The organism is Streptomyces capitiformicae, from assembly GCF_002214185.1.
GTDB lineage: Bacteria > Actinomycetota > Actinomycetes > Streptomycetales > Streptomycetaceae > Streptomyces > Streptomyces capitiformicae.
Map to the genome: position 1 here is coordinate 4,374,604 of NZ_CP022161.1, position 26,530 is coordinate 4,401,133.

Consider the following 26,530-nt stretch of genomic DNA (forward strand, 5'->3'; position numbering starts at 1 on the left):
GAGCCAGCTCCTTCAGCCCCGCTCCTCTGTCTCCCCCTCGGCCGTCTGCTCGACCTGCTCCACGGCCTTCCTCTCGGTCTTCGCCGCGTGCGTGCCGTGCGTCCGCCGGGCCACGGCCCAGGGCTTCTCCGCGACGGCGTCCACGGCGTCCTCGACGTACGCCTCACACTTCGGGTTCCTGCACGGACCCGGACCCCATACGGGTACGAACGCGCCCAGCGTCTTGTGCCGACGCACGACCGTGGCCACAGGCTGTCCGCAGACCGGGCAGACATAATCGTCGGTGCCCATGCCCTCAGGGTATGGCCGACGGAGGCCGCGCGCTCCCCGCCGTACGCCACTGTCCGCATCCCGAACGGCGCGGCCCTGGACGGTCACGACGGGCCCCGCGCACCGTGGGGATGCGCGGGATCCGCCCCGACCGAAGGAAAACACCTGCCCGGCTCCCGCGTCAGGTGCTCCGCCGCGTCACGAATTCGGCCAACGCGAGCAACCCACCCGCGGCCTCCGGATCCGGTACCGCACGGGACAGTTCGTGCATCGCGCGAGCCATCCGATCGGCCGCCTGCACCTGCGCCCAGTCACGCCCACCGGCCCGCTCGACCACCAGCGCCGTACGCTCCAACTCGCCCTCCTGGTACGGAGCCCGGTACAACTCGGCGAGCTCGTCGGCCTCCGGAGTACCCGAGGCGAGCGCGGCGACCACGGGCAGCGACTTCTTCCGGACCCTGAGATCCGCTCCGGCCGGCTTACCGGTACGGCTCGGATCGCCCCAGATGCCGATCACGTCGTCGATCAGCTGGAAGGCGAGCCCCGTCTCCCGGCCGAACGCGTCGAGCGCTTCGACGTCCTCCTCCCCCGCTCCCGCGTACAACGCGCCCAGCGCACAGGCACAGCCGAGCAAGGCGCCGGTCTTCGCCTCGGCCATGGAGAGCACCTCGTCGAGCGTGACCTCGTCGGGACGGCGGCCCTCCATCTCCGTGTCCGTGTGCTGGCCCGCGCACAGTTCGACGACACAGCCCGCGAGCCGCGCGGAGGCCGCGGCCGCCGCCGGGTGTGGATCCTCGGCGAGCAACCGCTGGGCGAGGGCCTGCAGCGCGTCCCCGGCGAGGATCGCGTCCGGCACACCGAACACGGTCCACGCGGTGGCCCGGTGCCTGCGCGTCGTGTCCCGGTCCATCACGTCGTCGTGGAGCAGTGTGAAGTTGTGCACCAGCTCCACCGCGGCGGCGGCCCGTACGGCGGCGGGCTCGCGCCCGCCGAGCGCCTCGACGGCGGCCAGTACCAGCGCGGGACGTATCGCCTTGCCCGGGTTGCCCGTCGCCGGGGTGCCGTCCGCGTGCTCCCAGCCGAAGTGGTAGCGCGCGACCCGGCGCATCGAGCCGGGCAACGACTCGACCGCACGGCGCAGTTCGGGGTCGACGGACAGCCGCGCCTGCTCCAGGATCCCCACCGCCTCCTGCCCGTCTGGAGGGATCGTGATGTGGCCCCGCCTTTCCAGGGTTTCGAACGGGCTCTGCCTCATCTCGGGCAGGGTCACCGCCAGCGGCCGATCTCGACGTTCTCCAGAACGCCGAGCGCGTCGGGGACGAGGACCGCGGCCGAGTAGTAGGCCGTCACGAGGTACTTGATGATCGCCTGCTCGTTGATGCCCATGAAGCGCACGGACAGGCTCGGCTCGATCTCGTCCGGGAGGTTCGCGGCCCGCAGACCGATGACGCCCTGGTCCTCCTCGCCGGTACGCATGGCGATGATCGAGGTGGTCCTGGCCTCGGTCACCGGGATCTTGTTGCACGGGTAGATCGGGACACCGCGCCAGGTCGGGATGCGGTTTCCGGCGATGTCGATGGTCTCGGGGACGAGTCCGCGCTTGTTGAGCTCACGGCCGAACGCGGCGATCGCGCGCGGGTGGGCGAGCAGCAGCCTGGTGCCCCGGCGGCGGCTGAGCAGTTCGTCCAGGTCGTCCGGGCTGGGCACACCGTCGTGCGGCTGGAGCCGCTGGTCGTACTCGCAGTTGTGGAGGAGGCCGAACTCCCGGTTGTTGATGAGCTCGTGCTCCTGGCGTTCCTTGAGCGCCTCGACGGTGAGCCGGACCTGCTGCTCGGTCTGGTTCATCGGCTGGTTGTAGAGGTCGGCCACGCGTGTGTGGATGCGCAGTACGGTCTGGGCGACGCTCAGTTCGTACTCGCGGGGCGAGGCCTCGTAGTCGACGAAGGTGTGCGGGATGTCCGGCTCACCGCTGTGGCCTGCGGCGAGGTCGATCTCCTTCTCGCCGTACTTGTTGGTGCGCTGCGACGGGATCGAACGCTGCTCCTGAAGGTGCCCGCTCAGGGTCTCGGCGCGCTCCGCGACCTGTTCGACGGCCTGACGCGGCAGGACGAGCACCGTGCACGCGGTGACCGCGCGGGCCGTGTACTCCCAGATCGCGTCGGCGTCGAGCAGCGCCTGGTCACCGAAGTAGGCCCCGTCGGCCAGTACCCCGAGTACGGCGTCGTCTCCATAGGGGCCGGTGCCGATCTTCTCGACCTTGCCGTGTGCGAGCAGGAACACCTCCTCCGCCTGGCTGCCGAACTCGGCCAGCACATCCCCCGGTGCGAAATCCCGCTGCTCGCACCGCTGGGCCAGCTCGCCCAGCACGTCGATGTCCTCGTAGGTCCGCAGGGCCGGCAGTTCGCCCAGCTCCGCGGGGATGACGGCGACCTGGTCCCCGGTCTTCACAAAGGTGATCCGGCCGTCGCCGACCGCGTAGGTGAGCCGCCGGTTCACCCGGTACGTGCCACCCTGCACATTCACCCATGGCAGCGTGCGCAGCAGCCAGCGCGAGCTGATCTCCTGCATCTGGGGCGCGGACTTGGTGGTGGTGGCCAGGTTCCGGGCAGCGGCGGTGCCGAGACTCTGCTGCGGCTTTTCCTGCTGCTGACGGACCTCTTCGCCTACCGACATACGGATTTCCCCTCCGGGTGTGCACTGATATCGCGGTCACCGATCTCGCGATCAGCCTGCCATCACGGAGCGTGTCGGTGCTATTACTCGAAAGAGCGGGAATGGATCTTAGAAGACTGGGCATATCCGCCGTCTTTGTCGACCGACACGCTCCTCGCCAAATCTGACCAAATCGACTCGCGCGTCGCACGCGCAACTGGCTTCCGTTCGCCGCCGGGAGTACAAGCCTGCGTACGAGGCGGCCGTGACCAGCGGCCGTCGCAGCGCACGAAGGAGTCGGTCATGGCCCCACCCATGTCCGCGGGCAGGTTCCTCACCCTCCTCAGGAACGAGGGCGTCAGGGTCGTCGAGGTCGGCGACTGGGAACATCACAACCGCAACCACAAGGGGCCGTGGGGTCCCGTGCACGGCGTGATGATCCACCACACGGTCACCTCCGGCAGCGAGCGCACCGTCCGCATCTGCCGCGACGGTTACTCGGGCCTGCCCGGCCCCTTGTGTCACGGCGTGATCACCAAGGACGGCCGCGTCCACCTCGTCGGTTACGGCAGAGCCAACCACGCCGGTCGCGGTGACGACGAGGTCCTGCGGGCCGTCATCGCCGAGAAGGCCCTCCCGCCGGACAACGAGGCCAACACCGACGGCAACCGCCACTTCTACGGTTTCGAATGCGAGAACCTGGGCGACGGCAAGGACCCCTGGCCCGAACCCCAGCTCGACGCCATCGAGCGGGTCTCCGCCGCCGTCTGCCGCCACCACGGCTGGACGGAACGCTCCGTCATCGGCCACCTCGAATGGCAGCCCGGAAAGATCGACCCCCGCGGCTTCACCATGGCCTCCATGAGAAACCGCATCCGTGCCCGCCTGAAGTAGGGCTCGTCGCGGCCAGGGGCCCCACCCCTGGCGAACCCGACGCCTACCGGTCATGTGTCCGACAATGGGCACGTGACCGGCCAACCCTCCGCCCCCGACCCCTCCACCCCGGATCCCACCGCCGCCCTGAACCCCCGGCTGCCGTCCCCTCTCCAGGAGGTCGTGGACGACCGCTTCGCCCGGCACGGCGTCCGGCTGCTCCTCAAGCGCGACGACCTGATCCATCCCGAGCTGATCGGCAACAAGTGGCGCAAGCTCGCCCCCAATCTGCGCGCGGCGGCCGGACGTCCCCTCCTCACCTTCGGCGGCGCCTACTCGAACCACCTGCGCGCCACCGCCGCCGCGGGCCGCCTCCTGGGCCTGCCCACCATCGGCGTGGTCCGCGGCCAGGAGCTCGCCGACCGCCCCCTGAACCCCTCCCTGTCCCGCTGCACGGCGGACGGGATGCGCCTGCACTTCGTCGACAGATCGATATATCGTCGCAAGACCGACCCGGACACGCTGGCCGCCGTCCTCCGCGCCGCCGACGCCGCCAACGCGTACGTCGTCCCCGAGGGCGGCAGCAACTCCCTGGCCGTACGTGGCTGTCAGGACCTCGGCACGGAACTGGGCGACCGGGCGGACGTCGTGGCCATCGCCTGCGGCACCGGCGGCACCCTCGCCGGCCTGGCCGCCGGGCTGGCCCCCGACCAGCGCGCCCTCGGCATCCCCGTCCTCAAGGGCGGCTTCCTCGAAGAGGAGATACGACAACTCCAGCGGCAGGCCTTCGGTGGCCGCCGTGGCGTCTGGTCCCTCGACGACCGCTTCCACTTCGGCGGCTATGCCCGCACCGCCCCCGAACTGGACGCCTTCGCAACCGACTTCGAGACCCGGCACGGCCTCCCCGTGGAACGTCTCTATGTCGCCAAGTTGCTCTACGGACTTGTCACCCTGGCCTCCGAAGGCACCTTCCCGCGCGGGACGACGCTCGCCGCGGTGATCACGGGAAGCCCCTTCTCCGAGTAGGGCAGGAGGCCCTAAGAGGTCTCCCGGTAGGCCGCCGCCTCCTCCAGGTCCAGTCTGCGCAGCAGCGTCCGCAGCATCTCGTCGTCGATGTGGCGCCCGTCCCGCAGCTTGACGAACACCTCCCGCTCGGCGCCGATCATCTCCCGGGCGAGTCGCCTGTAGATGTCGTCGTCGGTCTCCCCGGTGACCGGGTTCACCGAGCCCAGCCGCTCCCACACGGCGTTGCGGCGCCGCTCCAGGACCGCGCGCAGCCGGTCGGCCAGGGGCGGCGGCAGCGTGTTGCGCTCGTCCGTCAACAGTTCGTCGAGGCGCGCCTCGGCGACCCTTGACGCCTGGGCCTGGGCATTGGCCTCGGCGAGGGTCTCGGCCTGGGCGTCGTGCCCCGGCAGCTTCAGCAGCCGGATCAGCGGCGGCAGGGTCAGCCCCTGGATGACCAGGGTGCCGATGACCGTCGTGAAGGTCAGGAAGAGAATCAGGTTCCGGCCGGGGAACTCCTCCCCGCCGTGCACCGTGAGCGGGATCGAGAACGCGATGGCCAGCGAGACGACCCCGCGCATCCCGGCCCAGCCGATGATGAACGGCCCCTTCCAGGTGGGGTTGTCCTCGCGCTCCCGGATCCGGGCGGACAGCATCCGTGGCAGGAAGGTCGCCGGATACACCCACACGAACCGGGACGCGACGACCACGACGAAGAGGGCCACGGCGTACCAGGTGGCACGCGCCCCCTCGTACTCGCCCAGCCCTTCCAGGACGACCGGCAGCTGGAGTCCGATGAGCGCGAAGACCGCGGATTCCAGCAGGAAGGCGACCATCTTCCAGACGGCCTCCTCCTGGAGCCGGGTCGCGAAGTCGACCTGCCAGTTGCGGTGGCCGAGGTACAGGCCGACGACGACCACGGCGAGCACTCCGGAGGCGTGGACCCACTCGGCGAGCCCATAGGCGACGAAGGGGATCAGCAGGGAGAGCGTGTTCTGCAGGAGCGCTTCCGTCAGGTGCGTGCGCAGCCAGTGGATCGGCATCATCAGCAGCAGCCCGACCGCGACGCCGCCGACCGCCGCCACCAGGAACTCGATGATCCCGCCGGCCCAGCTCGCGCCCTCGCCGATCGTGGCGGCCAGGGCCACCCGGTACGCGGTGATCGCGGTCGCGTCGTTCACCAGGGACTCGCCCTGCAGGATCGTGGTGATCCGCGACGGCAGCCCCACCCGCCGTGCGACCGCCGTCGCCGCCACGGCGTCCGGCGGCGCCACCACCGCGCCCAGCACCAGCGCGGCGGTCAGCGGCAGCCCCGGCACGATCAGGTACGCGGCCCAGCCGACGGCCAGTGTCGCGAAGAGCACGTAGCCGACCGACAGCAGCGCCACGGGCCGCAGTTGGGCCCGCAGATCGAGGTACGAGCTGTCGGTGGCCGCCGTGTACAGCAGCGGCGGAAGGATCAACGGCAGGACGATCTCGGGGTCGAGCTCGTAGTGCGGCACTCCGGGCAGGTACGACACCACCAGGCCCACCGCGACCAGCAGCAGCGGGGCGGGCACCGGCGTACGCCGGGCGACGCCGGCGATCGTCGCGCTCCCCGCGACCAGCAACAGCACGGGCAAAAAGTGCATCGCTTCCCGCCCCCCTCAATTCCGCGTGTGCTTCCGCGCGACCGTCGTAACCTGGCCATCATGAAACAGTGCATGCACGCGGACGCGCTGCCGCACCCCGAGCCGGCTCCGCTCAGCGAGACCTGCCCGGAGTGCCTGGCCGTCGGCGCCCACCCGGTGCAGTTGCGGATATGCCTGGAGTGCGGGCACGTGGGCTGCTGCGACACCTCGCCGCTGCGGCACGCGACCGAGCACCACAAGGAGAGCGGCCATCCCATCATGCGTACCTTCGAAGCGGGCGAGAGCTGGCGCTGGTGCTTCGTCGACCATGTCCTCGTATGAGTACTCGTACGACGCCCGGAATCCCGAACAGGACCACGACGGACAGGTCCGCGACCTCGTACGACGGAACCAAGTCACCCCGTGACTCGTCGACGTACTCGTGTGAGACGGTTCGGCAGTCCGACGCCTGGGTACGTCAATCCGGCGCGCGCTCTTCCTATTTGAGGTCCGCAGACCTCTAGCCACCGAGCGTATTCATAGGCTTACTATGAGTGACAGCATGGGGCGAGGCCCCCGGGACCCCGGGGACACGGTGCTCGGTAGCGCGATAGCGTCACCGCTGAACCACGTAGCGCGTTACCCCGGGGGGCGACCCTCGGCCCCCGAAGAAGCTTGTACCACCTTGGAGGTGAGGGTGTCCCAGATCGCAGGCGAGCCCGGGACCCAGGACTTCGTGGAAGTCCGGCTGCCGGCCGCGGGTGCCTACCTGTCGGTGCTGCGTACGGCGACGGCCGGCCTCGCGGCCCGTTTGGACTTCACCCTCGACGAGATCGAGGACCTGCGCATCGCGGTCGACGAGGCCTGCGCGATCCTGCTCCAGCAGGCCGTGCCGGGCTCGGTGCTCAGCTGTGTCTTCCGCCTGGTCGACGATTCGCTGGAGGTCACGGTCTCGGCCCCGACCACGGACGGCCACGCCCCCTCGCGCGACACGTTCGCCTGGACCGTGCTGTCGGCCCTGGCGGGCAAGGTCTCCTCCGCGGTCGCCGACGACAAAACCGTTTCGATCAGCCTCTACAAACAGCGCGGCGCGGGACCCGGGCCGGCGTGAGGAACGGGGACGGGCCGGTGCGCGACGAAGAAAGCGGCACACGGGAACTTCCCGCCGAGGGCGGGGGGCTCCCCTGGCCGAGCGAGGCCGAGAGCCCGGGCGACGTCGGCCCGAGCGGGCCGGTGCACCTGGCGGACGGCGTCGACGGCATCCCGGAGCAGGCCCGGCCGCACCCGGAGGACGACTCCTCGGCGGCGGCCGGACCGTCGCGGTGGGCGGAGCCGGCCGACGAGGACTGCGAGGTGCTCTCCGACGGGCAGCGGGATCCGGAGGGTGCCGTACGGCGGACTGGGGCCTCCCCCGCACAGTCGAGAGCTGGGGGAACGGTGACGGCGGGCGGGACTATGAGCGAGCACGAGCGACACGACGAGCCGGACGCGCAGAGCGTGCGCAGCACGCAGCACGCCCCTCAGGACCGCAGCGGGGCGCGAGCCCTGTTCGTAGAGCTGCGTTCCCTGAAGGAGGGCAGTGCGGAGTACGCGGAGCTGCGCAACCGGCTGGTCCGGATGCATCTGCCGCTCGTGGAGCACCTCGCGCGCCGCTTCCGCAACCGCGGTGAGCCGCTGGACGACCTGACGCAGGTCGCCACCATCGGTCTGATCAAGTCGGTCGACCGCTTCGACCCTGACCGCGGCGTGGAGTTCTCCACATACGCGACCCCGACGGTCGTCGGCGAGATCAAGCGGCACTTCCGTGACAAGGGCTGGGCGGTGCGCGTGCCGCGCCGGCTGCAGGAGCTGCGCCTCGCGCTGACCACGGCCACGGCCGAGCTCTCCCAGCAGCACGGCCGCTCCCCGACGGTGCACGAGCTGGCCGAGAAGCTGGCCATCTCGGAGGAGGAGGTCCTGGAGGGCCTGGAGTCCGCCAACGCGTACTCCACGCTGTCCCTGGACGTCCCCGACACCGACGACGAGTCCCCGGCCGTCGCCGACACCCTGGGCGCCGAGGACGAGGCCCTGGAGGGCGTCGAGTACCGGGAATCCTTGAAGCCGCTGCTCGAAGACCTTCCGCCGCGCGAGAAGCGGATCCTGCTGCTGCGCTTCTTCGGCAACATGACCCAGTCGCAGATCGCGCAGGAGGTGGGCATCTCCCAGATGCACGTTTCACGCCTGCTGGCGAGGACCTTGGCCCAGCTCCGGGAGAAGCTCCTCGTCGAGGAGTAGCCGGTACGCCCTGACCGGCTACCTCTTCGTCTCCTCCGCCCGACCCGGCCCCTGAATCCCAAGGGCCTGGGTCGTAGCGGGGTTGATCAGCAAGACGAGCGCGGCCACGGCGACGACAGCCAGCACGATCCCCGCCGGGATCGCCACACTGTCGGCCTGGAGCAGGTTGTACGCCACGGGCAGCGCCATGATCTGCGTGATGACGGCGGGCCCCCGGCTCCAACTGCGCCGCAGCAGCAGCCCGCGCGCGGCGATCAGCGGCAGCAGGGCCAGCGCGATCAGCGTGACACCCCCGGTTACAGCCGTGCTCAGGTCGCCCGAGTCCCCCGTCAGGCCGAGGACGAGCATGGCCCCGCCGCCGACCAGCAGCGCCACCCCCTCCAGCGCGGCCAGCGCCGCCGCGGCGGTCAGCCGCCCGGGACGGGGCTCGGCGTCGGAGGTCTGCGGCGTGGGATTCGGCTCAGGGCTCACCCCTGAAGGGTAGCCCCAGGGGGTGTGGTGAAAGCCCCGCACAGCACCCACGGTGCCCGGCACGCACCCTCGCCGCACCGGCCACCAGACCCCGAGTGGCTCCTCCCCCATCGAGGGCCTTCGTCCGGCACGCCGAGGGCACGCACCGGCTGTGACACCAGCTGCTGCCACGGCGGGCGGGGCCACAGCACAGGACTTTCATCACCCTCTAGCCCTTCACCCGAACGGCCCCGACCGGGCCCCCGGTGCACCGAGTACCGCCCAGTAGGTACCCTGCAACGCATGCGTGCACTTCTCGTGGTCAATCCGGCGGCAACCACCACAAGCGCACGTACGCGCGATGTGCTGATCCACGCGCTGGCGAGCGAGATGAAGCTCGAGGCGGTCACCACCGAGTACCGCGGGCACGCCCGGGACCTCGCCCGCCAGGCCGCGGAGGGCAAGGGCGACGTCGAGCTGGTCGTGGCGCTCGGCGGCGACGGCACGGTCAACGAGGTCGTCAACGGCCTGCTGCACCACGGCCCCGACCCGGATCACCTGCCCCGCCTCGCCGTGGTCCCCGGCGGCTCCACCAACGTCTTCGCCCGCGCCCTGGGCCTGCCCAACCACCCGGTGGAGGCCACCGGCGCCCTCCTGGACGCCCTGCGCGAGAGCCGCGAGCGGACGGTCGGCCTGGGCATGGCCTCGGGTACCCCGGGCACGGAGGACGAGGCGGTGCCGTCCCGCTGGTTCACGTTCTGCGCCGGCCTCGGATTCGACGCGGGTGTGATCGGCCGGGTCGAGCAGCAGCGGGAACGCGGCAGGAAATCCACACACGCGCTTTACCTGCGTCAGGCATTCCGTCAGTTCCTGGAAGAGCCTCACCGCAGACACGGCACGATCACTTTGGAACAGGCCGGCGAGGAGCCGATTTCCGATCTTGTGCTGTCCATAGTCTGCAACACGTCCCCGTGGACGTTTCTGGGCAATCGCCCGGTGTACGCGTCGCCTAAGGCCTCGTTCGATAAAGGTCTCGATGTGCTCGGTCTCAGCCGCATGTCGACGCCCGCGCTTGCCCGTTATGCCACACAGTTGCTCACTTCGTCCCCCGAGCGCGGACCCCACGGGAAGCACGCCACGTCCCTGCATGACCTGACCGACTTCACCTTGCATTCGAAGGTCCCCCTCCCCCTCCAGATGGACGGCGACCACCTCGGACTGCGTACGAGCGTGACGTTCACAGGCGTACGCCGTGCACTGCGTGTGATTGTGTGAGCGGAACGGGCAAAAGTCCTTCCACTCGAACGTTTAGGCCAGGATCCACCCCATGGAAGTACGGCTGTGACACAGTCGACACCGAGGAATCAAAAAAAACTTTCCGGAAGGGGTTGTATCCGCCGCTGAGGTTTGCGAGTCTCTACGTGGCGCTCGGGACAGCCCGCAACACCGGCTCAAGCAAGCGCCAGAACCCCTCCTCAAATCACAGGACCACACCAGTCCGTCTGGTGATCGGCCCTTCACTTGTTGAGGGATTCGTGAAAGCGTTCACATTCACAAGCAACGTGCATGTAATACCAAGGAGAGGTAGCAGCCATGGACTGGCGTCACAACGCCGTTTGCCGCGAGGAAGACCCCGAGCTCTTCTTCCCCATCGGCAACACCGGTCCTGCGCTGCTGCAGATCGAGGAAGCCAAGGCTGTCTGCCGTCGCTGCCCGGTTATCGAGCAGTGTCTGCAGTGGGCGCTTGAGTCCGGCCAGGACTCCGGCGTCTGGGGTGGTCTCAGCGAGGACGAGCGCCGCGCCATGAAGCGCCGCGCCGCCCGCAACCGGGCCCGTCAGGCCTCCGCCTGACAATCCCACCCAGCAATAGCCTGAGCTTGGCGGCGCGTACAGCGAGTACGCTTCTCCCGCCCCCGAGCCGCAGCGCGCAGTGCCCCCGGTGCGCTTAATCAGCCACTTGCCTGAGCCCCGGACCATGATCTGGTCCGGGGCTCAGTGCTGTTACCGGCTCAGTGCTGTTACCGGCTCAGTGCTGTTACCGGCTCAGTGCTGTTACCGGCTGAGTGGTGTTACCGGCTGAGTGGTGTTACCGGCTGAGTGGTGTCACCGGCTCATGCTGTTACTTCTGGGCGCGCACCGGGATGTCGAGGATCACCTGGGTGCCGCGCTCGGGGGCCGGGACCATGTCGAAGGTGCCGCCCAACTCGCCCTCCACCAGCGTCCGTACGATCTGCAGGCCGAGGTTCCCCGAGCGATGCGGGTCGAAGCCCTCGGGCAGGCCGATACCGTCGTCCTGGACGGTGACGAGGAGACGGGTCTCCTTGGTGGTGCCGCCGCGTACGGCGGAGACCTCGACGCTGCCGGTGTCGCCCTCGCGGAAGCCGTGTTCGAGGGCGTTCTGCAGGATCTCGGTGAGGACCATGGAGAGCGGGGTCGCGACCTCCGCGTCCAGGATGCCGAAGCGTCCGGTGCGCCGCCCGGCGACCTTGCCCGGGGAGATCTCGGCGACCATGGCGAGCACCCGGTCGGCGATCTCGTCGAACTCCACGCGCTCGTCCAGGGTCTGGGAGAGCGTCTCGTGCACGATCGCGATCGACCCGACCCGTCGTACGGCCTCTTCGAGGGCCTCCCGGCCGCGCTCGGACTCGATGCGCCGGGCCTGGAGGCGAAGCAGTGCGGCGACCGTCTGGAGGTTGTTCTTCACCCGGTGGTGGATCTCCCGGATGGTGGCGTCCTTGGTGATCAACTCGCGCTCGCGACGCCGCAGTTCCGTCACATCCCGCAGCAGCACGAGGGAGCCGATGCGCGGACCCTTGGGCTTGAGGGGGATCGCGCGGAACTGGATCACCCCGTCGCTGGACTCGATCTCGAACTCGCGCGGCGCCCACCCGCTCGCAACCTTGGCCAGCGCCTCGTCCACCGGGCCGCGGGACGGGGCGAGTTCGGCGGTCGTACGGCCGAGGTGGCAGCCGACGAGGTCGGCGGCGAGGCCGAGGCGGTGGTACGCGGACAGCGCGTTCGGGGAGGCGTACTGGACGATGCCGTCGGCGTCGAGCCTGATCAGCCCGTCACCGACGCGCGGCGAGGCGTCCATGTCGACCTGCTGGTCGGGGAAGGGAAACGCGCCCGCGGCGATCATCTGGGCCAGGTCGGACGCGCTCTGGAGGTAGGTCAGCTCCAGCCGGCTCGGGGTGCGCACGGTCAGCAGATTGGTGTTGCGCGCGATGACACCGAGGACGCGGCCCTCCCTTCGTACGGGGATGGACTCGACCCGTACGGGCACCTCCTCGCGCCACTCGGGGTCGCCCTCGCGGACGATGCGGCCCTCGTCGACGGCCACGTCCAGGAGGGGGCGGCGGCCGCGTGGGACCAGGTGACCGACCATGTCGTCCTGGTACGAGGTGGGGCCCGTGTTGGGGCGCATCTGGGCCACGGAGACATAGCGGGTGCCGTCGTGGGTGGGGACCCAGAGGACGAGGTCGGCGAAGGAGAGGTCGGAGAGAAGCTGCCACTCCGACACCAGCAGATGCAGCCACTCCAGGTCGGAGTCGCTGAGAGCGGTGTGCTGGCGGACGAGTTCGTTCATGGAGGGCACGTGTGCGAGCGTACCTGGCGGTACGGACATGGCCGGAAACGGTGGTTCGACAGCCGGTACGGCCCCCGGAAGCACCCGCGGGCCGCGGCGCCTGAGAGGGACCCTCAACCCTCCCGGCACCGCAGCCCGGAGCAGCATCGGCCGTGGGGTGTGCGGTCCCAGATGGCCGAAGGATGAGGAGCCGGAGCAGTCAGGGCAGAGAGCGCCGGTTCCTCGGTCCGCCTTCCTGTGCGGGGAAGACGGAGGTCTGTTTCGTCGTACGTGTGATCGAAACGGTCGGGACCGCTGATCGATCACATGCCCTACCCGCATTGTTGACTAGACCACTGCGTGTGTCCATGCGTTGGCGGATGTTTGTTGTCGTGCCATTGTCCGAACAACTGCGTCCAACATCTGCCGAGGGCTTACACGCAGAGTAGCGGACACCTGGGGAGCTCAGTGGGCCTCCGTCACTTTTTCCAGGGCGCGGAGGCAGGACGAACCCGGCGGGGCCTGTTCCACCCGGCTCTGCGGGCCGACGAGGCGGTCGGGTCGCCCCCTGTGGACGTCTGGCCCACCCTGGTAGATTGGTCTAAACCACATGGGTTGCATGGCCCTTGTGGGTACCGGTTGAGTCTTCTTTCCAGATCGGCAGGCCCAGCGTGGAAGTTGTCATCGTTCCGGATGCCAAGGCGGGTGGCGAGCTCATAGCCGAGGCGATGGCTCAGTTGCTCCGGCGCAAGCCCGACGCGCTGCTCGGGGTGGCGACGGGGTCGACCCCGCTGCCCGTCTACACGGCGCTGGCGGCGAAGGTGCGGTCCGGTGCCGTGGACGTGTCGCGGGCGCGGATCGCGCAGCTCGACGAGTACGTGGGGCTGCCGGCCGAGCATCCCGAGTCGTACCGCTCGGTGCTGCGGCGGGAAGTGCTGGAGCCGTTGGGGCTCGGCATGGGGGCGTTCATGGGGCCGGACGGGACCGCCGAGGACGTGCCGGCGGCCTGCGCGGCGTACGACAGGGCGCTGGCCGAGGCGGGAGGTGTGGATCTGCAGTTGCTCGGCATCGGCACCGACGGGCACATCGGATTCAACGAGCCGTGCTCCTCGCTCGCCTCGCGGACGCGGATCAAGACGCTGACCGAGCAGACCCGCGTCGACAACGCGCGGTTCTTCGACGGGGACATCGAGCAGGTGCCGCACCACGTCATCACGCAGGGCATCGGGACGATTCTGGAGGCGCGGCACCTGGTGCTGCTCGCGACGGGTGAGGGTAAGGCGGATGCTGTCGCGGCGACCGTGGAGGGGCCGGTGGCGGCGGTGTGTCCGGCGTCGGCGTTGCAGCTTCACGCGCATGTGACGGTGGTGGTGGATGAGGGGGCCGCTTCGAAGTTGAAGCTGGCGGATTACTTCCGGCACACGTATGCCAACAAGCCGGGATGGCAGGGGATTTGAGGGGGCGGTTTCGTCTGCCGGGTCCTGATTTTTGCGGGCTGCGGGCCGTCGTGGGTTGATCGCGCCCCCGCGGCGGAGCCGCATATGTCACAGCCCCGCGCCCCTGAAACGGCGCGACAGGCGCCGTTCCCTTTGAAAGGGGGCGGCGCCTGTCGTGTCGTATGCGTTACTTGCCTGCGATGATCTCCGCCGCTGCTCGGCCGCAGACTCGGGCCGCCCCATGTGTCGCGATGTGGAGGGCGCCTCGGGGGGCGGACTGGGGTACGCCCATTTCGACCACGATGGTGTCGGGGCGGGAGCGGAGGAGTGTGTCGAGGGCGGTGGTCATCCAGGGGTGGCGGTGTTCGTCGCGGACCACGGCGACGATGCGGTGGGGACCGGCGGCCGTCAGGGCGGAGGGGCCCGCGTTGTCGCCCGTGTAGGTGCCGGTCTCGGTGCCGGGGAGGAGGCGGGACAGTTCCGCGCCTACTCCCCACGGGGTCTCGTCGCCCACGGCGATGTTCGCCACGGGGGTGAAGGCGGCGACGTACAGGGGGCGGGTCTCCGGCTCGTACGGCTCGGCGTGGGTGACCGTCAGCGCGCGGCGGGCGGCGATGAGGCCGACGTCCGGGCGGGCCTCGGCGGGGGAGGCGGCCCCCGTCCACTGCGCCAGTGCCCGGACCCGGCTCGCGGCGTCCGCCAGGCGGGCTTCCGGGAGGGCGCCGGAGCGTACGGCCGCGATGAGGGCGTCGCGGAGGCGGCGTACCGTCTCGTCGTCGGCCAGGCCGCCGCCCACGCAGATCGCGTCGGCGCCGGCGGCGAGGGCGAGGACGCTGCCGTGCTCGATGCCGTAGGTGCCGGCGATGGCGCGCATCTCCATGCCGTCGGTGACGATGAGGCCGTCGTAGCCCAGTTCGCCGCGGAGGAGGTCGGTGAGGATGCCGTGCGACAACGTTGCCGGGCGGTCGGGGTCCAGGGCGGGGACGAGGATATGGGCGCTCATCATCGCGCGCGAGCCGGCGGCGATGGCGGCCCGGAACGGGGCCAGGTCGCGGGCCTCCACCAGTGACCGCTCGGCGTCGATGCGGGGCAGGGCGAGGTGGGAGTCGACGGCGGTGTCGCCGTGGCCCGGGAAGTGCTTGGTGCAGGCGGCGACTCCGGCGGCCTGGAGGCCGGTGACGTAGGCCGCCGTGTGGCGGGCGACCAAATCGGGGTCGGCGCCGAAGGAACGGACGCCGATGACGGGGTTGGCGGGGTTGGCGTTGACGTCGGCCGACGGGGCCCAGTTGAAGTTGACGCCGCATTCCGCGAGGCGGCGGCCCAGGGCGTGAGCGACCTCCCTTGTCAGGTCCACGTCGTCGACCGCGCCCAGGGCGTGGTTGCCGGGGAAGGACGAGCCGGTGCGCACCTCGAGGCGGGTGACGTCGCCGCCCTCCTCGTCGATCGCGACCAGGACGTCCTCGTGCTCGGCGCGCAACTGGGCGGTGAGCGCCGACAGTTGTTCGGGGGAGGTGATGTTGCGGCCGAAGAGGCCGACGGAGGCGAGGCCCTCGCCGAGGCGGCGCAGCAGCCAGTCGGGGGCGGTGGTGCCCGTGAAGCCGGGCTGCAGGACCGTCAGCGCGTCCCGCGTGAGAGTGTCCGAGCCAGTGGCGAATGTCGTCATCGGGTGCGCTTATCCCTTCACGGCGCCCGCGGTGAGGCCCGCGGCCATCTTGCGCTGGACGAGGAGGAAGAGGACGACGATCGGCACGGCCATCATGGTGGAGCCGGCCATCATCGGGGCGTATTCGGTGCCGTGTTTGGTGGTGAAGTTGCCGAGCCACACGGTCGCGGTCTGGTTCTGCTGGCTCATCAGCATCAGGGCGTACAGGTACTCGTTCCACGCCTGGATGAAGCCGTAGACCGATGTCGCCACCATGCCCGGCGCGAGCAGCGGGAACACCACGCGGAGGAAGGCGGTGGTGCGCGAGCAGCCGTCGACCATGGCCGCTTCCTCCAGTTCGCGCGGGATGTTGACGATGAAGCCGCGCAGGGTCCACACGGTGAACGGGAGGATGAAGGTCAGGTAGGTGATGATCAGGCCGGTCAGGCGGTCGTACTGGCCCAGGTCGTTCAGGAGCAGGAAGACCGGGATGATCATCGCGACCAGCGGGACCATCTGGACCGCCAGGATGCCGACGATCACCACCTTCCGGCCGCGGAAGGCGAAGCGGGAGATGGCGAGGGCCGCCAGCATGCCGACGGCGATGCCGATCACCACGACCGTGAGGGACACGATGAGGCTGCGGCCGACCGGGCCCCAGAAGTCGGCGATGTCCAGCGCCCGGCTGAAGTTGGCGAAGGTGATCGACGTCGGCAGGAGGCTGGGGTCCGGGTCGATGGCGTCCTTCGCCGGCTTGAACGCCGTGTTCAGCATCCAGTAGACGGGGAAGCCCGCGGTGACGAAGACGAGGAGACCGAGGAGGTTCCAGCCGAGCTTGGACCTCCGGGGACCGGAGACAGTGGCAGTACTCATTCGACCTCTCCGATCTTCAGCATCTGGCGCATGTAGACACCGATCACGCCCAGCAGCAACACCACGGTCAGCAGGGCGATCGCCGAGCCCTGGGCGTAGTCGTTGACCACGAACGCCTTGTCGTACGAGTAGGTGGTGAGCAGTTGGAACTCGGCCTCCGGATGGCCGTTGCGCATCACGAAGACCTGCGGGAAGACACCCATGTCCCAGATGACCGAGAGGGTCGTCAGCATCACGACGATCGGCTTGAGGATGGGGAGGGTGACGTAACGGAAGACGCCCCACGCGCCGGCGCCGTCGAGGCGGGCGGCCTCCTCCAACTCCTTAGGAACCTGGGTGAGTCCGGCGCTGAGGGTGATGACGACGAACGGCACCGCACCCCACACCACCAGCAACGTGATGACGGCGAGGCCCTCGGGGCCGCTGGCGAACCAGTTGTGGCCGATCATGTCGACGCCGGGGAGCTTGCTGAGCAGGGCGTTGAAGATGCCGTAGTCGGAGTCGAAGAGCCACTTGAAGACGGTCGTGGCCACGATGATCGGCATGCCCCAACTCGCCACCAGCGCGATGTTGATGAGCGTCTTCACCCAGCCGGAGACCCGCTGGAGCAGCAGGGCGACCAGCATGCCGACGACCATCGTGAAGAGCACACAGGCGGCGGCGAAGACGACGGTCCGTACGACGACGGCCCAGAACTCACCATCGCCCAGCACCTCGGCGAAGTTGTCGAAGCCGACCGACTCCGCCGGTTTGAAGCCCCACAGCTGGGACTGGCCGAACTCCTGGAAGGAGAGCGTGACCAGCCGAACCAGCGGATAGCCGAGAACGAGGGCGAGGATCAGGAGACAGGGCGCGAGGAGGGCCCAGGGTACGGTGGCGCCGCCGGAGGTCCGCCTTCCGGGCGGTGTGATCGGGGCGGTCGGCGGCGGTGCCTGCCGCGGCAGCGGCACCTTCGTGGGCGTGGTCGTATCTGCGGCACTCATCGCGCGCTCCTATGCAAATGAAGAGGGGCCGGCAGCCCCGGCCCCGTAAGGGGCGCGGGGCGGTGTCGATATGCGGCTACCGCCGCGTGTACGCGACCAGCCACGACGCACCGGCACCGAACCAACAACCCGTCGCGGCACTTTCTTGTGTCACCCACCGGCCGATTCATGACCCGCCGACCGGGCGTGACCATGTCGGCCGAGCCGACCGCAGGTCACTCCGTGTTGATGACCTTGTCGATCGCCGCGTCCGCCTCCTTGGCGGCCTCCTCGACCGACTGCTTCCCCGTGCCGATGGACTGGAGCATGGTCTGCAGGATCTGCGCCTTCTCGACCTGTCCCCACCCGGGTGCCATCGGGACGAACCAGTTGGACTCGGCCGCGGTGGCCGGGACCGCCGTCGCCGGGTCGGACTTGAGCGTGGCGAGGTCGGTCTTGTTGTTGGGCAGGTTGCCCTTCTCCATCAGGCCCTTCTGGCCGGCGGAGCCCGCGAACGCGTTGATCCACTCGGCGGCGACGGTCTGCGCGTCGGACTTCACCGGCACGGCGAGGTCGGAGCCGCCGAGGAAGACGGGGAGGTTCTTGCCGGACGGGCCGGGCATCACGAAGTTCTCGACGTTGCCGGCGAGCTTGCCGGTCTTGTCGTTCTCCTTGGCCGCGGCGGTCGCGCCCTCCCAGGCAGGGGCGAAGATCATGCCGGACTTGCCCTGGCCGTAGACGATGTAACGGTCGGACTCGTCCTTGGTCTTGTCGCCGTGCATGTACGTGTCGACGACGTTCTTGAACTCCTCCAGGCCCTTGACGGACTCCGGCGAGGAGAGGTTGGCCTTCCACTTGCCGCCCGACTCAACCGCGATGGAGCCGCCGGCGTCGTAGACGAAGGACATGGCCGCGTACCAGTCGCGGGTGGGCTGGTACCAGGCGTTGAACTTGTCGCCCTGCTTCTTCTGCACCTTGTCGAGGGCGGCGGTGAGCTCGTCGTACGTCTTGGGGGTGGACTTGACGCCCACCTCGGCGAAGACGTCCTTGCGCCAGTTGGCGACACGGCCGCCGGCGTAGTACGGGACGCCGTACGTCTTGCCCTCGTAGGTGACGGAGGCCTTGAGGCCGTCCAGCCAGGCGCCCGCGTTGTCGAACTTCGCCGGGTCCACGGGGGCGAAGGCACCCTTGACCATGTAGGCGAGCATCTCGGTGTTGCCCATCTCGACGACGTCGGGCGCCTTGTCGGTGGCGAGTACGGCGTCGAGCTTGGCGTTCTTGTCGGGCCAGCCGTAGTACTCGTGCTTGATCTTGATGCCCGGGTGCTTCTTCGTGACCGCTGCGTCGGCGGCCTCGACCAGCTCGGGCCAGTTGTTCTGCGCGTCCACCGTGAGCCAGACGGTCAGCTCCTTGGTGTCCGCACCCGTGTCCGAGCTTCCGCCCTCTCCGCCCCCGCACGCCGCGATGGAGACCATCATGCCCGCGACACAGATCGCGGTTGTCAGCTTGCGCTTCATGCCACCCCTCCTCAGAACACCTGGACCAATGGTGTAGACCAGTAGGCGGAGCTTGGCTCAGACCAATCGGCGTGTCAAGAGCGTGCGAGCCCCTCTCACCAGCCGTTATGCGACCTACATATGCAGGAACCTTTAAGTAAGAAGGCGGCGAAAATCGTGCGGTTGAGTCACACTCGTCAGGTAGACCATTCCATCTTGGTGGACTAGACCAGCCGAAGGTGTGAAGGTATACAGAGAGATCGCGCGACGTGCGAGGATGAGCCATTCACCAGGAGCCGGGAAGGCGGAGCATGACGACCGACGTCAGCAGTGCGGAAAACGAGAACGGGGCGAACGTCCGTACCGCACGCGTGCCCAAGTACTACCGCCTGAAGAAGCACCTGCTCGACATGACCGAGACGCTGCCGCCCGGCACCCCGGTGCCGCCGGAGCGGACGCTGGCCGCCGAGTTCGACACCTCGCGTACGACCGTGCGGCAGGCGTTGCAGGAGCTGGTCGTCGAGGGACGCCTTGAGCGCATCCAGGGCAAGGGCACGTTCGTCGCCAAGCCGAAGGTCTCCCAGGCACTGCAACTCACCTCCTACACCGAGGACATGCGCGCCCAGGGCCTCGAACCGACCTCGCAGCTGCTGGACATCGGCTACATCACCGCCGACGACACCCTCGCCGGGCTGCTCGACATCACCGCGGGCGGACGGGTGCTGCGGATCGAGCGCCTCCGTATGGCGAACGGCGAGCCGATGGCCATAGAGACGACCCACCTCTCCGCCAAGCGCTTCCCGGCCCTGCGCAGGTCGCTCGTCAAGTACACCTCCCTCTACACCGCGCTCGCCGAGGTCTACGACGTCCACCTCGCCGAGGCCGAGGAGACCATCGAGACCTCCCTGGCCACCCCGCGCGAGGCCGGCCTCCTCGGCACGGACGTGGGCCTGCCGATGCTGATGCTCTCCCGCCACTCCCTGGACAAGGAGGGCCAGCCGGTGGAATGGGTGCGGTCGGTCTACCGCGGTGACCGGTACAAGTTCGTGGCGCGGCTCAAGCGGCCGCAGGACTGAGCCACTTGAGGTTCCCCCGGGGCGCGTCACAGGTGGTGCACGCGGTGTAGCGCAACCGCCGCTCCTGCTCTACGGTCCTTGCGTCGCTGCATGGACACGGGAGGCCCCGCTGTGCGTACCGCGAACGTCAGAACCATCGTCATCTGGACCCTCGTCGCCCTCGTCGCGGCGGCTGGTTGGTCCGTGCTCGCGCTGGCCAGGGGCGAGAACGTGTCGGCGGCCTGGATGGTCGCGGCCGCGCTCGGCTCGTACGCGATCGCCTACCGCTTCTACGCCAGGTTCATCGCGTACAAGGTCCTCAAGGTCGACAAGACCCGGGCCACTCCGGCGGAGCGCCTCAACAACGGCATCGACTTCCATCCGACCGACCGCCGGGTGCTGCTCGGCCACCACTTCGCGGCGATCGCGGGCGCGGGCCCGCTCGTCGGCCCCGTACTGGCCGCGCAGATGGGCTATCTGCCGGGCACGATCTGGATCATCGCGGGGGTCGTCTTCGCGGGCGCGGTCCAGGACATGGTGGTGCTGTTCTTCTCCACGAGGAGGGACGGCCGGTCGCTCGGCCAGATGGCCCGGGAGGAGATCGGCCCGTTCGGCGGGGCCGCCGCGCTGGTCGCCGCCTTCGCCATCATGATCATCCTGCTGGGTGTGCTGGCGCTGGTCATCGTCAACGCCCTCGCGCAGTCGCCGTGGGGCACCTTCTCGATCGCGATGACCGTCCCGATCGCCCTGCTGATGGGCTTCTACCTGCGTGTGCTGCGGCCGGGGCGGGTCGCCGAGGTGTCGCTGATCGGTGTCGGTCTGCTGCTGCTCGCGCTGGTCGCGGGCCGCTGGGTCGCGGAGTCGTCGTGGGCGGACACCTTCACGCTCGCGCCCTCGACCCTGGTGATCTGGCTGGTGGCGTACGGCTTCATCGCCTCGATCCTGCCAGTGTGGATGCTGCTCGCGCCCCGCGACTATCTGTCGACCTTCATGAAGATCGGCACGATCGTGCTGCTCGCGCTGGGCGTGGTGTTCGCTCTGCCGACGCTGAAGATGGACGCGGTGACCGGCTTCGCTTCGCGGGGCGACGGGCCGGTCTTCGCGGGCTCGCTCTTCCCGTTCGTCTTCATCACCATCGCCTGCGGGGCGCTGTCCGGATTCCACTCCCTCATCTCCTCCGGTACGACGCCGAAGATGATCCAGAAGGAGACGCAGGTCCGGATGATCGGCTACGGCTCCATGCTGATGGAGTCGTCCGTGGCCGTGATGGCGCTGATCGCGGCCTCGATCATCGACCCGGGCCTGTACTTCGCGATGAACGCGCCCGCCGGGGTCATCGGCGACACCGTGCAGAACGCCTCGCAGGTGGTGGGCAGTTGGGGCTACTCGATCTCGCCGGGGGAGTTGGCGGCCGCCGCGCAGAACGTCGAGGAGGCGTCCCTGCTCTCCCGGACCGGCGGCGCGCCCACGCTCGCCGTCGGGGTCTCGGAGATCTTCTCGCAGGTCACGGGCGACGGGCTGCGCGCCTTCTGGTATCACTTCGCGATCATGTTCGAGGCGTTGTTCATCCTGACCGCGCTCGACGCCGGCACCCGCGTGGGCCGGTTCATGCTCCAGGACACCCTCGGCAACCTCTACCGCCCCTTCAAGGACGTCAGTTGGAAGCCCGGCCTGGTCATCACCAGCGCGATCGTGTGCGGGCTGTGGGGGTACTTCCTGTGGGTGGGCGTCCACGAACCACTGGGCGGCATCAACCAACTCTTCCCGATCTTCGGCATCTCGAACCAGCTGCTCGCGGCGGTCGCGCTGGCCGTCTGTACGACGCTGCTGGTGAAGTCGGGGCGGCTCAAGTGGGCCTGGATCACGGGTGTTCCGCTGGCCTGGGACGCGACGGTCACCCTGACCGCCAGCTACCAGAAGGTGTTCTCCAGCGACCCCCGGGTCGGCTTCTTCGAGCAGCGCGGCGTCTATCAGGCCGGCATCGACCGGGGCGAGGTCATCGCCCCCGCCAAGAGCATGGACGACATGCACACCATCGTCACCAACTCCACGGTCGACGGCGTGCTGTCGGCGGTCCTGGCCCTGCTGATCGTCGTGGTGATCGCGGACGCCGTCCGGGTCTGCGTCCGGCACGTACGCCGCCCGGCGCTGTCCACGCTGAGCGAGGCCAAGTACGTCGAGTCGAAGATCGTCGCCCCGGCGGGGCTGATCCCGACCAAGGAGGAGAAGGAGGACGAGCGCCGTGCGGTCGCTTCGGCGGGTGGTTAGGGGTGTGCGCTGGTACGTACGGGAACTGACCGACGAGTCGGCGTACGACCGCTACGTGGAGCACATGCGTACGCACGACCCGGACGCGGCGGTGCCGTCCCGGCGGGAGTTCGAGCGGATGCGGACGGACCGTCAGGAGGCGGATCCCCGGGAGGGGTTCCGCTGCTGCTGAACACACCACCTCCGCGAACACACAACCTTCGCATCCGTTATCCGGACAGGGGGTTCCATACGGCGAACCCCGTCCCTTACATTTCCTGCGCGTTCATGCGGGTGATCAGCGGTGATCAGCCTGATCAGTGAGGGGACGGAACCCGGACATGTCAGAAGCGCCTGAAGTGAGACCACCAGGGCCACCGGTGGTGACACCTGTCAGGGTGGTCATCGCCCTGTGCCTGTTCGCACCGTTCGTGGCGATGCTCTGGGTCGGTTCCTACGCCAAGACGGACCCAGCGCTCATGGGCATCCCGTTCTTCTACTGGTACCAGATGGCCTGGGTGCTCATCTCCACGGCCCTCACGGCCGTCGCGTACGTGCTGTGGCAGCGTGACCAGCGCGCCCGCAAGTCCCAGCGGTCCACGGACGGGGGTGTCGCGAAGTGAAGGACGGCGTGAACGGCGTGGCACTCGCCGTCTTCATCTTCTTCTTCCTGGCCGTCACGGTCATGGGCTTCATGGCCGCGCGCTGGCGCAAGGCCGAGAACGAGAACAGCCTCGACGAATGGGGCCTGGGCGGCCGGTCGTTCGGCACCTGGATCACCTGGTTCCTGCTCGGCGGCGACCTCTACACGGCGTACACCTTCGTCGCCGTACCGGCGGCGATCTACGCGGCGGGCGCGGCCGGCTTCTTCGCCGTGCCCTACACGATTCTGATCTACCCGCTGATCTTCACCTTCCTGCCCCGTCTGTGGTCGGTCTCGCACAAGCACGGCTATGTGACGACATCCGACTTCGTACGCGGCCGCTTCGGCTCGAAGGGTCTTTCGCTGGCGGTGGCGGTGACCGGCATCCTCGCGACGATGCCGTACATCGCCCTCCAACTCGTCGGCATCCAGGCCGTACTGGACGTCATGGGCGTCGGCGGCGGCGAGAACACCAACTGGTTCATCAAGGACCTGCCGCTGCTGATCGCGTTCGGTGTGCTGGCCGCATACACCTACTCGTCGGGCCTGCGCGCCCCGGCGCTGATCGCGTTCGTCAAGGACACCCTGATCTACATCGTCATCGCGGTGGCGATCATCTACATCCCGATCAAGCTGGGCGGCTTCGACGACATCTTCGCCAAGGCGGGCGAGGCGTACACCCAGACCAACCCGGCGACGGGTGCGCCGCGCGGTGCGCTGGTGCCGGGCGACGCGAACCAGTGGACGTACGCGACCCTGGCCCTCGGTTCGGCACTCGCGCTCTTCATGTACCCGCACTCGATCACGGCGACGCTGTCGTCGAAGAGCCGCGAGGTGATCCGCCGCAACACCACGATCCTGCCGTTGTACTCGCTGATGCTGGGGCTGCTGGCCCTGCTGGGCTTCATGGCGATCGCCGCCGGGATCAAGGTGCAGAACGGCCAGCTGGCGATCCCGCAACTGTTCGAGACGATGTTCCCCGACTGGTTCGCGGGCGTCGCCTTCGCCGCCATCGGCATCGGTGCGCTGGTCCCCGCGGCGATCATGTCCATCGCGGCGGCGAACCTCTTCACCCGCAACATCTACAAGGACTTCATCAAGCCGAACGCCACGCCGGAGCAGGAGACCAAGGTCTCCAAGCTGGTGTCGCTGCTGGTGAAGGTGGGCGCCCTGGCCTTCGTCCTGACGATGGACAAGACGGTCGCCATCAACTTCCAGCTTCTGGGCGGCATCTGGATCCTCCAGACCTTCCCGGCGCTGGTGGGCGGCCTCTTCACCCGCTGGTTCCACCGCTGGGCCCTGCTCGCGGGCTGGGCGGTCGGCATGCTCTACGGCACGATGGCCGCGTACGGCGTCGCCTCGCCGACCCAGAAGCACTTCGGCGGCTCCTCCGCGGAGATCCCCGGCATCGGCGAGATCGGCTACATCGGTCTGACGGCCTTCGTCCTGAACGTGGTGGTGACGGTTGTCCTGACGTTCGTGCTGCGGGCGGCCAAGGCCCCCGACGGCATCGACGAGACCAAGCCGGAGGACTACACGGCGGACGCGGGCGACGCGGGCGTCCAGGTCGAACTGCCACCGGCGACGGCGGGCGCGAGCCACTAGCCACCGGCTCGGGCTTGTCGCGTTGGTTCCCCGCGCCCCTGAAGGGGCGCGGGGAACTGTGCCACAAGCCCCCACCCACCCGCACCCGCCCCATAAACGGCACCCCCCCGAGCTCTACCGCGGGGGTGGGTGAAGGGCTCAGCCCCTGGGGATGGGACGGACAGGGGCGGCGGGGGCGAATCCATCCGGTTACCCTGAGTGGGTGAACGCTCCGGCTCCGATCGTCCTCGACAGCGACCCCGGCATCGACGACGCCGTAGCCCTGCAGTACCTGCTCGGTACCGGGCTGTGGGACCTCAAGGCGTACACATCCGTCGGCGGCAATCTCCCCGCCGAGGGGACCTATCGCAACGCCCGGTCCCTCTCCCGCGCCCTGCGCATCGACGCCGACGTCCCCGTACACAGAGGAGCGGGCCGGCCCCTGTCCCGGCTCCCGTACCGGGAGGCCTCCGCCTTCCACGGCCCGGCGGGCCTCGGCAACGAGGACCTGCCCGACTCGACCGCCGCCCACCCGACGGAGTCGTCCGCGCGGGCATTGCTCCGGCTCTCACGGGAGTACGAGGGCGAGCTGACCGTCTGCGCCACGGGCCCGCTCACGAACGTGGCCATCGCGGTCCTGGAGGACCCGGGATTCGCCCACCGCGTCAAGAAGTTCGTGTTCATGGGCGGCGCCGCGCAGGTACCGGGCAACATCACCCCGGTCGCCGAGTTCAACATCTGGGCCGACCCGGACGCCGCCGAGGTGGTGCTCTCCTCCGGCATCCCGTTCACCATGGTCGACCTGGACGCCTCGCACCGCTGGCTGTTCCGCCCCGCGGACCTCGCGGCACTGGAGGCCGCGGGCCCCGGCACGGCACTCGCGGCCCGGCTGATGCGGACGTACATGAACGCCTACACCCGCCACGGCGGCGACGGCACCTGCCCACTGCACGACCCGCTGGCGGTGGGCGTCTGCGGCGACGAGTCGTTCGTGACGGCCGCCGACGGAGCCGTCGTCGTGGAGTGCGGAAGCGAACTGACGCGCGGCCAGACCGTGTTCGTCCCCGCCGACGCCCGACGGATCTACTACTCGGAGTCCCCCGCCCTGACCACCCGCCTCCGCACCACCGGCCGCGTCGCCCTGGGCCCGGGCCCCCGCGACTTCACCAAGGACTTCGTGACGACGCTGCCGCGCCGGCCTGCCACCACAACCCGATAGCAACCGCTACAGCCGCTGGGGCGCGCACCACGTTCCGATCATCCGACAATCACCCCGTGCCTGTGGACACTCCCCGACCCTCGCCGTGCCGCCTGATGCACACTGCGACGCATGGACATCACGATCAGGCAGGCGACCCCCGACGAGTACGCCGTTCTCGGCGAGATCACCGCCCAGGCCTACCTCGGCGACGGACTGCTGGACTTCGGGAAGAGCGACCAGTACCTCGGTGAGCTGCGCGACGTGGCCAAGCGGGCCGCCGCGACTGAGGTGCTCGTCGCGGTCGAGGCCGGGCGGGTGCTCGGCGGAGTGACCTTCGTCCCGGCCGGTGGCCCCATGGCCGACATCGCCCGTACCGGAGAGGCCGAGATACGGATGCTCGCGGTCGCTCCGGAGGCCCGCGGGCGGGGCACCGGCGAGGCTCTCGTACGCGCCTGCGTCGAGCGCGCCCGCGCCGTCGACGGCTGTGTGCGCGTCGTCCTGTCGACCCAGCGGACCATGCACGCCGCCCATCGCATCTACGAACGTCTGGGCTTCGTCCGCACACCCGAGCGGGACTGGAACCCCCTCCCTGACCTGACCGACCTCACCCTGATCACCTACGAGTTGACCCTCTGACACGCTCCGAAGCCGAACGCCACACAACATCTGGGGGTGACACCGCGACCCGGCACTAG

25 protein-coding genes are annotated in these 26,530 nt (G+C 69.1%); 15 read left to right on the top strand and 10 right to left on the bottom strand.

All coding sequences use genetic code 11. The features are described from left to right. Positions 1 to 12: 12 nt before the first annotated feature. From CES90_RS19435 to CES90_RS19445, 3 genes are all read right to left on the bottom strand, one after another. Entirely contained in the window at positions 13 to 291 is a 279-nt protein-coding gene (locus CES90_RS19435; RefSeq protein ID WP_189783917.1) for a hypothetical protein, read from the bottom strand. A gap of 160 nt (positions 292 to 451) precedes the next feature. After that, the gene (locus tag CES90_RS19440) at positions 452 to 1,525 is read right to left on the bottom strand and encodes a family 2 encapsulin nanocompartment cargo protein polyprenyl transferase (protein WP_189783916.1); all 1,074 of its coding nucleotides are present in this window, start codon (positions 1,523 to 1,525) and stop codon (positions 452 to 454) included. An 11-nt stretch (positions 1,526 to 1,536) separates the two neighbouring features. Continuing rightward, positions 1,537 to 2,943, bottom strand: a complete 1,407-nt coding sequence (locus CES90_RS19445; RefSeq protein ID WP_189783915.1) for a family 2B encapsulin nanocompartment shell protein — start codon at positions 2,941 to 2,943, stop codon at positions 1,537 to 1,539. A gap of 282 nt (positions 2,944 to 3,225) precedes the next feature. On the opposite strand from CES90_RS19445, the gene CES90_RS19450 reads away from it, so the two are divergent. Both CES90_RS19450 and CES90_RS19455 read left to right on the top strand, forming a co-directional pair. After that, positions 3,226 to 3,816 carry an N-acetylmuramoyl-L-alanine amidase gene (locus tag CES90_RS19450; protein ID WP_189783914.1) on the top strand — a complete coding sequence of 197 codons (591 nt, stop codon included), beginning with the start codon at positions 3,226 to 3,228 and terminating at the stop codon, positions 3,814 to 3,816. A 72-nt stretch (positions 3,817 to 3,888) separates the two neighbouring features. Then, a complete protein-coding gene (locus CES90_RS19455) occupies positions 3,889 to 4,821 on the top strand; it encodes a 1-aminocyclopropane-1-carboxylate deaminase/D-cysteine desulfhydrase (RefSeq protein ID WP_189783913.1) in 933 nt (310 codons plus the stop codon). Positions 4,822 to 4,832: 11 nt separating this feature from the next. On the opposite strand, the gene CES90_RS19460 is transcribed toward CES90_RS19455, so the two are convergent. Further along, a complete protein-coding gene (locus tag CES90_RS19460; RefSeq protein WP_189783912.1) occupies positions 4,833 to 6,428 on the bottom strand; it encodes a Na+/H+ antiporter in 1,596 nt (531 codons plus the stop codon). Positions 6,429 to 6,488: 60 nt separating this feature from the next. Between CES90_RS19460 and CES90_RS19465 the strand changes: the two genes are divergently transcribed. The 3 genes from CES90_RS19465 to CES90_RS19475 all read left to right on the top strand — a co-directional run bounded on the left by CES90_RS19465 (position 6,489) and on the right by CES90_RS19475 (position 8,681). Then, positions 6,489 to 6,749, top strand: coding sequence for a UBP-type zinc finger domain-containing protein (locus CES90_RS19465; protein WP_189783911.1), 261 nt, complete (start codon positions 6,489 to 6,491; stop codon positions 6,747 to 6,749). A gap of 355 nt (positions 6,750 to 7,104) precedes the next feature. Beyond that, the gene (locus tag CES90_RS19470; protein ID WP_033525425.1) at positions 7,105 to 7,518 is read left to right on the top strand and encodes an ATP-binding protein; all 414 of its coding nucleotides are present in this window, start codon (positions 7,105 to 7,107) and stop codon (positions 7,516 to 7,518) included. Further along, on the top strand, positions 7,515 to 8,681 hold the full coding sequence (locus CES90_RS19475) for an RNA polymerase sigma factor SigF (protein WP_189783910.1): 1,167 nt from the start codon (positions 7,515 to 7,517) through the stop codon (positions 8,679 to 8,681). The genes CES90_RS19470 and CES90_RS19475 overlap by 4 nt, the downstream gene beginning before the upstream one ends. A gap of 18 nt (positions 8,682 to 8,699) precedes the next feature. Here CES90_RS19475 and CES90_RS19480 read toward each other — a convergent pair whose 3' ends face one another. Further along, positions 8,700 to 9,152: a hypothetical protein gene (locus CES90_RS19480; RefSeq protein ID WP_189783909.1), complete on the bottom strand. Its 453-nt coding sequence runs from the start codon at positions 9,150 to 9,152 to the stop codon at positions 8,700 to 8,702. Positions 9,153 to 9,434: 282 nt separating this feature from the next. Between CES90_RS19480 and CES90_RS19485 the strand changes: the two genes are divergently transcribed. Beyond that, complete coding sequence (locus CES90_RS19485) at positions 9,435 to 10,406, top strand: diacylglycerol/lipid kinase family protein (RefSeq protein WP_189783908.1); 972 nt, start codon at positions 9,435 to 9,437, stop codon at positions 10,404 to 10,406. Between the two features lie 318 nt (positions 10,407 to 10,724). Then, complete coding sequence (locus CES90_RS19490; protein WP_003992873.1) at positions 10,725 to 10,982, top strand: WhiB family transcriptional regulator; 258 nt, start codon at positions 10,725 to 10,727, stop codon at positions 10,980 to 10,982. 268 nt (positions 10,983 to 11,250) lie between these two features. Here CES90_RS19490 and CES90_RS19495 read toward each other — a convergent pair whose 3' ends face one another. Next, the gene (locus CES90_RS19495) at positions 11,251 to 12,717 is read right to left on the bottom strand and encodes a sensor histidine kinase (protein WP_189783993.1); all 1,467 of its coding nucleotides are present in this window, start codon (positions 12,715 to 12,717) and stop codon (positions 11,251 to 11,253) included. A gap of 650 nt (positions 12,718 to 13,367) precedes the next feature. On the opposite strand from CES90_RS19495, the gene nagB reads away from it, so the two are divergent. Then, positions 13,368 to 14,153, top strand: coding sequence for a glucosamine-6-phosphate deaminase (nagB, locus tag CES90_RS19500; protein WP_189783907.1), 786 nt, complete (start codon positions 13,368 to 13,370; stop codon positions 14,151 to 14,153). Between the two features lie 166 nt (positions 14,154 to 14,319). On the opposite strand, the gene CES90_RS19505 is transcribed toward nagB, so the two are convergent. From CES90_RS19505 to CES90_RS19520, 4 genes are all read right to left on the bottom strand, one after another. Continuing rightward, complete coding sequence (locus CES90_RS19505) at positions 14,320 to 15,795, bottom strand: glycoside hydrolase family 3 protein (protein ID WP_189783906.1); 1,476 nt, start codon at positions 15,793 to 15,795, stop codon at positions 14,320 to 14,322. A gap of 9 nt (positions 15,796 to 15,804) precedes the next feature. Beyond that, positions 15,805 to 16,647, bottom strand: a complete 843-nt coding sequence (locus tag CES90_RS19510) for a carbohydrate ABC transporter permease (RefSeq protein WP_189783905.1) — start codon at positions 16,645 to 16,647, stop codon at positions 15,805 to 15,807. Next, positions 16,644 to 17,630, bottom strand: a complete 987-nt coding sequence (locus CES90_RS19515; RefSeq protein WP_189783904.1) for a carbohydrate ABC transporter permease — start codon at positions 17,628 to 17,630, stop codon at positions 16,644 to 16,646. Before CES90_RS19515 ends, CES90_RS19510 begins: the two co-directional genes overlap by 4 nt. Positions 17,631 to 17,845: 215 nt before the next feature. Next, positions 17,846 to 19,126: an extracellular solute-binding protein gene (locus CES90_RS19520; RefSeq protein WP_189783903.1), complete on the bottom strand. Its 1,281-nt coding sequence runs from the start codon at positions 19,124 to 19,126 to the stop codon at positions 17,846 to 17,848. A 290-nt stretch (positions 19,127 to 19,416) separates the two neighbouring features. Between CES90_RS19520 and CES90_RS19525 the strand changes: the two genes are divergently transcribed. The 7 genes from CES90_RS19525 to CES90_RS19555 all read left to right on the top strand — a co-directional run bounded on the left by CES90_RS19525 (position 19,417) and on the right by CES90_RS19555 (position 26,471). Then, positions 19,417 to 20,181 carry a GntR family transcriptional regulator gene (locus CES90_RS19525; protein ID WP_189783902.1) on the top strand — a complete coding sequence of 255 codons (765 nt, stop codon included), beginning with the start codon at positions 19,417 to 19,419 and terminating at the stop codon, positions 20,179 to 20,181. A 111-nt stretch (positions 20,182 to 20,292) separates the two neighbouring features. Beyond that, positions 20,293 to 22,428, top strand: coding sequence for a carbon starvation CstA family protein (locus CES90_RS19530; protein WP_189783901.1), 2,136 nt, complete (start codon positions 20,293 to 20,295; stop codon positions 22,426 to 22,428). Beyond that, positions 22,403 to 22,600 (top strand): YbdD/YjiX family protein, encoded by a 198-nt coding sequence (locus CES90_RS19535; protein ID WP_189783900.1) that lies wholly within the window; start codon positions 22,403 to 22,405, stop codon positions 22,598 to 22,600. Before CES90_RS19530 ends, CES90_RS19535 begins: the two co-directional genes overlap by 26 nt. A gap of 148 nt (positions 22,601 to 22,748) precedes the next feature. Next, the gene (locus CES90_RS19540; RefSeq protein WP_189783899.1) at positions 22,749 to 23,030 is read left to right on the top strand and encodes a DUF3311 domain-containing protein; all 282 of its coding nucleotides are present in this window, start codon (positions 22,749 to 22,751) and stop codon (positions 23,028 to 23,030) included. Beyond that, positions 23,027 to 24,655, top strand: coding sequence for a monocarboxylate uptake permease MctP (gene mctP / locus CES90_RS19545; protein WP_189783898.1), 1,629 nt, complete (start codon positions 23,027 to 23,029; stop codon positions 24,653 to 24,655). Before CES90_RS19540 ends, mctP begins: the two co-directional genes overlap by 4 nt. Positions 24,656 to 24,857: 202 nt before the next feature. Further along, entirely contained in the window at positions 24,858 to 25,853 is a 996-nt protein-coding gene (locus tag CES90_RS19550) for a nucleoside hydrolase (RefSeq protein ID WP_189783897.1), read from the top strand. A 111-nt stretch (positions 25,854 to 25,964) separates the two neighbouring features. Beyond that, a complete protein-coding gene (locus CES90_RS19555; RefSeq protein WP_189783896.1) occupies positions 25,965 to 26,471 on the top strand; it encodes a GNAT family N-acetyltransferase in 507 nt (168 codons plus the stop codon). The last annotated feature ends 59 nt before the right edge of the window (positions 26,472 to 26,530 follow it).